Source organism: Micromonospora echinofusca (assembly GCF_017614955.1).
In the GTDB taxonomy this organism is placed as follows: domain Bacteria; phylum Actinomycetota; class Actinomycetes; order Mycobacteriales; family Micromonosporaceae; genus Micromonospora; species Micromonospora echinofusca_A.
Genome location: NZ_WVUH01000288.1, coordinates 1 through 9,541 on the forward strand (window position 1 = coordinate 1; position 9,541 = coordinate 9,541).

At 72.4% G+C, this 9,541-nt stretch carries 10 protein-coding genes; 1 reads left to right on the forward strand and 9 read right to left on the reverse strand.

Annotated features, from left to right (window positions below; genetic code table 11):
* Window positions 1–355: 355 nt before the first annotated feature.
* The 7 genes from mctP to GSF22_RS25605 all read right to left on the reverse strand — a co-directional run bounded on the left by mctP (window position 356) and on the right by GSF22_RS25605 (window position 7,370).
* Entirely contained in the window at window positions 356–2,056 is a 1,701-nt protein-coding gene (gene mctP, locus GSF22_RS25575) for a monocarboxylate uptake permease MctP (RefSeq protein ID WP_244454112.1), read from the reverse strand.
* 6 nt (window positions 2,057–2,062) lie between these two features.
* Entirely contained in the window at window positions 2,063–2,302 is a 240-nt protein-coding gene (locus tag GSF22_RS25580; RefSeq protein WP_208816287.1) for a DUF3311 domain-containing protein, read from the reverse strand.
* Between the two features lie 238 nt (window positions 2,303–2,540).
* Window positions 2,541–3,785: a bifunctional RNase H/acid phosphatase gene (locus GSF22_RS25585; protein ID WP_208816288.1), complete on the reverse strand. Its 1,245-nt coding sequence runs from the start codon at window positions 3,783–3,785 to the stop codon at window positions 2,541–2,543.
* Complete coding sequence (locus GSF22_RS25590; protein WP_208816289.1) at window positions 3,782–4,522, reverse strand: zinc ribbon domain-containing protein; 741 nt, start codon at window positions 4,520–4,522, stop codon at window positions 3,782–3,784. The genes GSF22_RS25585 and GSF22_RS25590 overlap by 4 nt, the downstream gene beginning before the upstream one ends.
* Window positions 4,519–5,391, reverse strand: coding sequence for a Nif3-like dinuclear metal center hexameric protein (locus GSF22_RS25595; RefSeq protein WP_208816290.1), 873 nt, complete (start codon window positions 5,389–5,391; stop codon window positions 4,519–4,521). Before GSF22_RS25595 ends, GSF22_RS25590 begins: the two co-directional genes overlap by 4 nt.
* Window positions 5,392–5,527: 136 nt before the next feature.
* Window positions 5,528–6,127, reverse strand: coding sequence for a flavoprotein (locus GSF22_RS25600; RefSeq protein ID WP_208816291.1), 600 nt, complete (start codon window positions 6,125–6,127; stop codon window positions 5,528–5,530).
* A gap of 16 nt (window positions 6,128–6,143) precedes the next feature.
* On the reverse strand, window positions 6,144–7,370 hold the full coding sequence (locus tag GSF22_RS25605) for a helix-turn-helix domain-containing protein (protein ID WP_208816292.1): 1,227 nt from the start codon (window positions 7,368–7,370) through the stop codon (window positions 6,144–6,146).
* Between the two features lie 221 nt (window positions 7,371–7,591).
* Here GSF22_RS25605 and GSF22_RS25610 point away from each other — a divergent pair, with 221 nt between their 5' ends.
* Window positions 7,592–8,266, forward strand: a complete 675-nt coding sequence (locus GSF22_RS25610) for a bifunctional DNA primase/polymerase (RefSeq protein ID WP_208816293.1) — start codon at window positions 7,592–7,594, stop codon at window positions 8,264–8,266.
* On the opposite strand, the gene GSF22_RS25615 is transcribed toward GSF22_RS25610, so the two are convergent.
* Together GSF22_RS25615 and GSF22_RS25620 are read right to left on the reverse strand one after the other, a co-directional pair.
* Window positions 8,260–8,994, reverse strand: coding sequence for an FAD:protein FMN transferase (locus GSF22_RS25615; protein WP_208816295.1), 735 nt, complete (start codon window positions 8,992–8,994; stop codon window positions 8,260–8,262). The two genes, GSF22_RS25610 and GSF22_RS25615, sit on opposite strands and share 7 nt — an antisense overlap.
* Window positions 8,995–9,149: 155 nt before the next feature.
* The coding region (locus GSF22_RS25620) for an FMN-binding protein (protein ID WP_208816294.1) at window positions 9,150–9,541 on the reverse strand (392 nt) is incomplete at its 5' end.

Here is a 9,541-nt window from a genome sequence, read left to right on the forward strand (position 1 = left end):
GATACGGCCATCGCGCATCACTCTCCTTCACTCGGACTTAGCCGTCTCGAAGGATCGCGCGGTGGCCGTCTCTCATCTACGCAACACGCCCATCACGGGCAAGTCGTACACCACTTCCCTGGACGCACCCGACTCGCCAGACGAGCCCACCTGTACCCGGTGTTCCGGTTGACACCAACCTCACACGCAGCCACGGGCACACTGCCGACGCGATCGAGAACCTCGAAGAACTTCGCCTTGAGTTCCACGGAAACGGACACGGTCCTCGCAACCCCCAGAAGATCCGGGTGTTGCGAGGACCACTAGACCCCAAGAGCGATAGGAAGGGGCCCTTCCTAACACCTTCCCAACACCGCTAGATAACGGGTTCTGGGGCGGCGTCGGCATCCCGGCCGCCGGCGGCGGCGCCACCCTTGCTGCCGGCAGTGCTACCTCCGGGGTCGACGGTGGTGACCCGGGGGTCGCCCTCGTCGGCGACGTAGTCGTCCTCGGTGGTGCCGTCGCCGCCGTCCGGCACCCTGACCAACCGGAGCAGGAGTGTGCCGAGTACGGCGACGACCAGGTTGACCAGGACGGCGACGATGCCGACGTAGATGGTCTTGGAAGTGTCGAAGCCGAAGTCACGCAGCGGGAAGGCCGAACCGCCGAAGTGGGCGCGGCCGGTGGCGGCGTTGGGGATCTGGTAGAGCATCCACATGCCGAGGCCCATGCCGGCGGCCCAGCCGGCGATCAGGGCGGTGCGGTGGAACCAGCGGGTGTAGAGGCCGAGCGCGACGGCGGGCAGCGTCTGGAGAATGATCACGCCGCCGATGAGCTGGAGGTCGATGGAGAACTGCGGGTCGAGGAAGACGATGCAGGCGACCGCGCCGACCTTCACCACCAGCGAGGTGATCTTCGAGACGTTGGCCTCCTGGGCCGGCGTGGCGTCCCGTTTCAGGTACTCCTTGTAGATGTTGCGGGTGAAGAGGTTGGCCGCCGCGATCGACATGATCGCGGCGGGCACCAGGGCGCCGATGCCGATGGCGGCGTACGCGACCCCGGCGAACCAGTCCGGGAACTGCTGGTCGAACAGGATCGGTACGACGGTGTTGCTGTCCACCGAGCCGGGTTTCGACCCGGGCAGCGGTTTCACCCCGGCGGCGATCGCCATGTACCCGAGCAGGGCGATCAACCCGAGCAGCAGGCTGTACGCGGGCAGCGCGGACATGTTCCGCTTGATCACGTCCCGGTTCCGGCTGGCCAGGATGCCGGTGACGCTGTGCGGGTAGAGGAACAGCGCCAGCGCCGAGCCGAAGGCCAGGGTGACGTACTGGAGTTGGTTGTTGGTGTTGAGCAGGATCCCGTCGTTGGGGTTCGGTGACGCCTGGAACTTCGCGTCGGCGGCGTCGAAGATCGCACCCCAGCCGCCCAGTTTGTACGGCAGGTAGAGCACCGCCACCAGGATCACGACGTAGATCAGCGAGTCCTTGACGAAGGCGATCAGCGCGGGTGCCCGCAGTCCGGACTGGTAGGTGTAGGCGGCGAGGATGGCGAACGCCACGATGATCGGCAGGTGCCGGGCCAGCGTGCTCTCCCCGGTCACCCCCATGGTCTTGAGGACCGCCTCGATGCCGACGAGTTGCAGCGCGATGTACGGCATGGTGGCGACGATGCCGGTGATCGCGACGAGCAGGGCCAGGATCGGCGAGTCGAAGCGGGTCCGGACGAAGTCGGCCGGGGTGACGAAGCCGTGCCGGTGCGACACCGACCAGAGCCGGACCAGCACCAGGAAGACCATCGGGTAGATGACGATGGTGTACGGCACGGCGAAGAACCCGGCCGCGCCGGCGCCGAAGAGCAGCGCCGGGACCGCGACGAAGGTGTACGCGGTGTAGAGGTCACCGCCGACCAGGAACCAGGTGATCCAGCCGCCGAAGTTGCGCCCGCCCAGGCCCCACTCGTCGAGGTGTGCCATGTCCTTCGGGGCGCGCCACCGGGCGGCCACGAAGCCCATTCCGCTGACCAGCAGGAAGAGCACCGTGAAGACGATGATCTCGGTGAGGTGGTCCTGCCACATCGGCCCTCACCGCCGCTTCTTCGTCATCTGGTACACCAGCGTGGTGGTGGCCACCCCGAGCAGGATGTAGGCCAGTTGCAGCCAGTAGAAGAGCGGGAAGCCGGCCACCCGGGGTGGGTCGGCGTTGAACAGGGTCGGGACCAGCGGTACGACGATGGGGACGAGGAGCAGCCAGTTCCACCGGCTCCTGTCTCTGACTCGGGAGGCCGCAGGTGGCGCGGCGGCGTCGGGTTCCGGGGCAGCCATGGGTCACACCTCCGGGTTGATTCAGGTGTACGACGGGCGGAGGCTATCGATTCAGTGACCTGGATCACGCCACACGGTTTGTCGTACTGCGCCGAACGGACGACGTGCTGCGCCGAACGGCACTCCTAGATCAACCCTTCGGTGGACTGCACCGACGCCGGCACCGCCCTGCCGACAGGGTGTTAAGAAGGGGCCCTTCCTCTACCGAAAGCGTTAACAGGGGGCCCTTCCTTACATCTCAGAGGTGGGCGGTGTCGTTGACGGTACGGACCGCCACCCCGCCGTCCGGCCAGGTGTCCAGCACGGAGATGCCGGCCGGGTCGAGGTAGAGCCGGTGCAGGAAGGCGTCACCGGCGGCGAGCGCGTCGCGGAGCAGGATCTTCAACGGCGAGACGTGCGAGACCACCACGACGGTCTCCCCCGGGTACCCGGCCAGCAGCGCCTCGCGGGCCCGCCGGATCCGGGCGGTCACCTCGACGAACGACTCGCCACCGGGTGGGGCGACGGTCGTCGAGGCGAGCCAGGCGTCCATCTCCCCGGGGAACTCGGCGCGTACGTCGGCGAAGGTCCGCCCCTCCCAGTCACCGAAGTCGCACTCGATCAGGTCGTCGTCGGTACGGACCGGCGGGCCACCGAGTGCCCTGGCGATCAGCTCGGCGGTGGCCGTGCACCGGGACAGCGGTGAGCTGACCACGGCCGCGACGGTGGGGGCGAGCGCGGCCACCCGGGTGGCGGCGGCCCGGGCCTGGGCCCTCCCCCGCTCGGCGAGCGGCACGTCACCGCGCCCGGAGTAGCGGCGTTGCGCGGTCAGCTCGGTCGCGCCGTGCCGGACCAGGATCAGCCGGGTGGCGCTGACCCCGGTGCGGGGCTCCCAGGAGGCCGGTACGGTCGCCGGGTCGGCGCCCGGGGTGGTGGTCGCGGCGGCCGGACCACCGGTGGCGGGGCCCGAGGTGGCCCGGTTCGCGGCGGCGCGGGCCGCCGCGCGGGCCTCGGCCCGGGCCGGTGAGTCGGCGGCGGCCGGGACGCGGGGCTCCTCGGCCACCGGCGTCGGTCGTTCGGGTCGGCCGGCGGCCCGGTCCATCGCGGCGTTGGCCAGCGCGTCGGCGTGCCGGTTGCGGTCCCGGGGGATCCAGGTGAAGGTCACCGCATCGAACCGGCGGACCAGGGTGGCGGCCTGCGCGGCGAGCGGACGCAGCCCCGGGTGCTTGATCTGCCACCGGCCGCACATCTGCTCGACCACCAGTTTGGAGTCCATCCGGGCCTCGACGGTGGCCGCCCCCAGCTCGGCGGCGGCTTCCAGGCCGGCGATGAGCCCTCGGTACTCGGCGACGTTGTTGGTGGCCACCCCGATCGCCTCGGAGCGTTCGGCGAGCACCTCGCCGGTCGCGGCGTCCCGGACCACCGCCCCGTAGCCGGCGGGCCCCGGGTTGCCCCGGGACCCGCCGTCGGCCTCGATGACGACCCGGGGCCCGGCAGCGCTCACAGGCCGGATTCCTCGGTCCGGACCATGATCCGGCGACACTCCTCGCAGCGGACCACCTCGTCCGGCGCGGCGGCCCGGATCCGGGCCCGGTCGGCGCCGGAGAGTTCCAGTCGGCAGCCACCGCAGCGGCCGGCGCGCAGCAGCGCGGCACCGAGCCCGCCGGACGACTCGCGGATCTTGTCGTAGAGGGCGATCAGGTCGGCCGGCAGGTCGGCGGCGAGCGGCTGCCGGGAGGTGCTCTTGAACTCCTCGTCCTTGGCGATCTCGGCGAGGTTCTCGTCCCGCCGCCGCTCGACCCCGGCCCGCTTGTCGCGTGCCTCGGCGAGCCGCTGCTCGATGCCGTCGAGGACGCCCTGCGCGGTCTCCCGCTGCTCCATCAGCTCCAGCTCGGCGTCCTCCAGCTCGGACTGGCGCCGGTTCAGGGAGACGAGTTCGTGCTGGAGGGCCTCCAGTTCCCGGGCCGGGCCGGTACCGGCGGCGAGGCGGGCCTCGTCCTTGTCCTTGCGGGCCCGCACCTGGTCGATGTCCTTCTCCAGCCGGGCGATGTCCCGGTCGAGGTCGTCGACCGAGACCTGGGCCCGGACCCGCTGGTCCTCCAGGGCGGACAGCTCCCGGGCCAGCGCCTCCAGTTCGGCCCGCTCCGGCAGGGTACGGCGCCGGTGGGCGAGCTGGGCGAGGGCGGTGTCGATCGCCTGGAGATCGAGCAGGCGGCGCTGGACCTTCGGGTCAGCCTTCACTTCTCTGGGCTCCTTGTCACGGGGGGTGCCGGTGCGGTGGCGTGCACCGTCCACGGGTCGGTGTCCAGGTCGGACACCAGGGTCTCGACGCCCACCGTGTCCCGCAGGTACCCGGCGAGGTCGTCCAGCCACGGACGCTCGGTGGCCCAGTGGGCGGCGTCCAGCAGGGCCGGACCACCGGCGGCCAGGTGTTCGCTGGCGGGGTGGTGGCGCAGGTCGGCGGTGAGGAAGGCGTCCACCCCGGCGGCGGTCGCCTCGGCGAGGAAGCTGTCGCCGGCTCCGCCGCTCACGGCCAGGGTGCGGATCACCCGGTCGGGGTCACCGGCGGAGCGTACCCCCCAGGCGGTGGGGGGCAGGACGGTGGCGGCGTGCGCGGTCAGCTCGGCCAGCGTCATCGGCTGCGGGAGTCGACCGATCCGGCCGATGCCCCGGCCGGCTCCGGCGGCCGGGCTGCCGGGGGCGGCCGGGTGCAGCGGGCGGAGCCCGGTGAGGCCGAACCGGGCGGCGAGCGCGTCGGAGACGCCCGGTTCGGCCACGTCGGCGTTGGTGTGCGCGACGTGGAGCGCCATGTCGTGCCGGATCAGGTCGTGCACGATCCGGCCCTTGTACGTGGTGGCGGCGACCGAGGAGACCCCGCGCAGCAGCAGTGGGTGGTGCGCCACGATCAGGTCGGCCCGGGCGGCCCGCGCCTCGGCGACGGTCTCCGGCACGCAGTCCACCACGCAGGCGATCCGGCGGACCGGGGTGGCCGGATCGCCCACCACCAGCCCGACCCGGTCCCACTGCTCGGCCCAGGTGGGTGGGTAGCGGCGTTCCAGTACGGCGACGACGTCGGCCACCGTCGGCGGTTGCGGTCCGGTTGTGCTCACGGCGGCCCAGCTTACCGGCCGGGGACCGCCGCGAGGCCCACCCGGCGGGGGTCGGTCGTGCCGGTCCGGGCTGCCGCCCGCCGCACCTCGCTCGCCCGGCCGGGGCCTCTCCGGGCTGCCGCCCGCCGCACCTCGCTCACCCCGCCTGCGGCACGGCGGACGACCGGACCCGCAGCGCCTCCACCCCCATCTGCCAGGGAAAACGGTGCAGATGCTGGTCACCGGTACCCGGTGCCGGCGGCGGCAGGACGTGGTCACCGAAGAGCACGGTGACCTGCCATTCCCGCAGCCGTTCCAGGCTCGACCGGAACGCCGGGTGGCTGGCCATGGCGGAGTTGGTGAACGGCATCGCGACGATCGGCACCCCTCTGCCCTGCGCCTCGACCAGCAGTCCGAGGGCGAGGGTGTCGGTGATCCCGACGGCCCACTTGTTCACCGTGTTGACGGTGGCCGGGACCACGATCATCGCGTCGGCCGGCGGCAGCACGTCCGGGTCGCCGGGCATCTTGTAGGTGGTCCGGACCGGATGGCCGGTCTGCCGGGCCAACGCCGGTATGTCGATGAACTTGGCCCCGTCCGGGGTGGTCACCACACAGACCTCCCATCCGTCCCGCTGGGCCAGGTCGACCAGCTGTCCGACGTCCCGGGCGAGCGGTGATCCACAGGTGATCACGTAGAGCACGCCACGTCGGGCGGCCACCGGCTCCGGGGCCAGGATCATCGTCTCGGCGGTCATGCGGTACGTGCCCCTCTCATATTCCGACTCCCATGTGTTCAGCCAACTCTGCAATCGGCGAAGGAGGCGCACCGCGTGTGCGACGGAGCACGTCCGACATCACCTCGTGGGCGATCGGACGGCAGCGGATCTCGGAGGGGGCGAGCCGGTCGCCCTTCAGCAGGGTCTCCCCGGCGCTGGCCAGGTCACCGACCTGGGCAAAGCCCCGGGCGAGGTCGAGCAGGTGGTGGGCCCGCCGCTCGGGCAGCAGCGCGTTGAAGTTGTCCGGGACGATCTGCTCGTCGGCCTCGACCGCCCGGCCGCCCTCGCCCAGTTCCACGGCGGCGGCGGCCCGGTGCAGCAGCACGTTGGTCGGACCGAAACAGGTCCAGTACTGGTTGTCGTCACCGCCGAGCAACCGGGCCGCCTCGTCCGCCCCGTCGAGCAGGTCGTTGACGGTGGCCGAGTCGCCGAGCCGGGCGGCGGCCATCGCGCCCTGGAGCAGCAGCATGCCGTAGACGGAGAGCTGGCCGGGCCGGAGGTCGGCGCTGGTGGAGGGGGCCAGCCGCTGGGCGATGTTGACGGTCAGCTCCAGGGCCGGGCGGGCCCGGCCGAGGGCGAGCAGGGCGCCGCCGACCCGGGTGGTGGCGATCCCGGCCAGCAGCGGGTCACCGGCCCGCTGGGAGACCGCGAGTGCGCGGTCGGCGGCCAGCCAGGCCAGCTCGTTCTCGCCCAGCTTGCGCAGCACCGAGGAGGCGATCTGGTAGACCTGCCCGAGCAGGTGGGCGGCGACCGGGGCCTGGTCCCCCCGGTACGCCGCGTCGGCGGCCTGGGCGTCCCGCAGCAGTTTGGGCAGGGCCCGGGTGAGCACCCCGTAGCGGGCGTACTGGTAGGTCAGCCAGGCGTGGTTGACCGCCTTGCGCATGTCGTCGAGCGGCGGCGGGCAGGGCGCCGCGTCGAAGTAGGCGCTGATCGAGTCGTAGCGTTCCAGGGCGGCCCGGATCTCCTGCACCTCGACCTGGTCGATGCAGTTCAGGGCGTCGGTACGCCGTTCCGGGTCGCGGCCGAGGAGCAGTTGCACGTCGACCTGGAGGATGTCGGCGATCTCGTAGAGCACGGAGAACTTGTCCAGTCGCCGGACCCCGCGCTCGACCTTGTCGACCCAGCTCTTGGACTTGCCCAACCGGTCGGCGAAGACCTGCTGCGACATCTTGCGCCGCCCCCGCCAGTAGGCCACCCGTCGCCCGATCGGCAGTTCGTCCATGTGGGGGTCCCTTTCCCATGCGTCCCCCCGGGCCGACGGCGGGACGACCAGTTCGTATTCATGTTTTGGCTGGTCGCACAGGGTGTACGTCAGCCGAGGGGTTGATTCTCGTAATTTTCGTGCAAGTTGCACCAGCCGTTCGTCAGAAGAAACGACCACGGGTTACGCCAGTGACGGTGCTCGACGCAGCGGTGCGGCGGGCGTGAGAGGAGAAGCCGGTAATGTGGAGTAATGTCGGGCCGCGTGTGGTGCAGCTCTCCCCCCTGGAGCGGGCCCGGCTCCGCCGGATCGCCGTCCGCTACGCCGCCCACGGCTGGGAGGTGACCCCCGGCGCCTGTCTGGCCCGTAGCCGGTTCGTCTGCGGCCGGGCCGGCTGTCCCACCGTCGGTTGTCACCCCGCCCTGGAGAACTGGGAGAACGCGGCGAGTGCCGACCCGGCCCGGGTGGCGACCTGGTGGCGGGACCGCCCGCACGGGGTGCTGCTACCCACCGGTCGGGCCTTCGACGTGGTGGAGGTGCCGGCGTACCTCGGTCGGCACGTGCTCGCCACCCGACGCGGTGCCGGTGGCGGGTCGGACCCCACCCACGGGCCGGTGGCGGTCACCCCGACCGGCCGCTGGATGTTCCTGGTCCGCCCCGGCGACCCGCTCCGCCCCGAACTCGACCAGTGCTTCTACGTGGTACGGCACGGCCTCGGCTCGTGGATCCCCGCCCCGCCGACCCGGCTGCCCGAGGGGCCGGTGCGCTGGGCGGTCGCCCCGGAACAGGCCCGCTGGCGGGTCCCGGACTCCTACGCCGTGCAGGGGCGGCTGATCGACGCGCTGCGGGCGGTCGGCCCGGGGGTACCGGCCGAACCGCTGGTCGGTCGGCTGCCGCTGCCCCGCCGCGGTTACTGAGCACGGTCCACCACCTGCGGCAGGTACGGCGAGTGGACGGCCCGGCCGTCGTCGGTCACCACCGCGTGGTGGTACCCGGCCAGCCCGGCCAGCCAGCCCGGACCGGCGGCCCCCATCGCCACGGCGGCGGTGGCGTACGCGTCGGCGACCCCCAGGTCGGGGCCGACCACGGTCACCGAGCGCAGCCCGTACGCCGGGACACCCCGGCGCGGGTCGACGACGTGGTGGCCCCGCTCGTAGACCCCGGAGGTGGCGACCGCCAGATCGGTACCGGTGAGCACCCAGCAGGTGGCGGTGGCGTCGAAGGGATGCCGGATGCCGATCCGCCACGGCCGGCCGGTGGACGAGGTACCCCGGACCCGGACGTCCCCACCGGCGTTCAGGCAGTGGTTCGGTGCCCCCTCGGCGAGCAGCCGGTCGGAGGCGACCTGCGCCGCCCAGCCCTTCACGTAGCCGGACGGGTCGAGCCGTCCGGTGGCGTACACGTCGAAGAACCCGTCGGTGGCGGTCCACAGGTCGGCGCAGTCGGCCAGTACCCGGCGCAGGTCGGCCGAGGCCGCGGCGAACGGTACGTCGCGCCGGTCGAAGCGGCACACCTCGCTGTCGGACCGGTAGGTGCTGAACCGCCGGTCGACCTCCCGCAGCCAGTCGAAGACCAGGTCGGCCAGTTCCGCCAGCCGGGGTGCCGGCAGGTCGTCGGCGAGGTCCAGGCTGATCGGGGTACCCATGACGAACTCGACCCGGCGCAGCCCCGGTCGGGTGACCGGGCCCGGCACGGCACGCACCGGGCCGGGCCGCACGGTCACTGCGGTCACCGGGTCGGGCCGCACGGTCACTGCGGTCACCGGGTCGGGCCGCACGGTCACTGCGGTCACCGGGTCGGTCACCGCAGTCCGGCCTGGTCCAGGGCGGCCTGCAACGACGTCTCGTAGGCGTTGCAGGTGGAGGTGGCCCCGGAGACGGTGTCCAGGTCGGCGCCGGTGTTGGCGGCCCGGACGGCGTCGCCCTGCGGCCCGCTCCAGGCCCGGTTCACGTCGTCGGTACGGCGTACCGACTCCGGGGTGTCCTCCGGCATCTCCAGGGTGGTGACGTCGGTGACCCGCCCGTCGAGCACGGTGATCTGCACCTGCACGTTGCCGAAGGACCGGTCCGGGGTGGTCCGTACCACCGACCCGGCGTAGGTGCGCGGGCCGGCCGGCGACGGCGCGGCGGCCGTGGTCGGGGGTGCGGCCGGCCCGGCGGTACTGCGCCGGGGCACCGGGGCCCGGGTGGTGG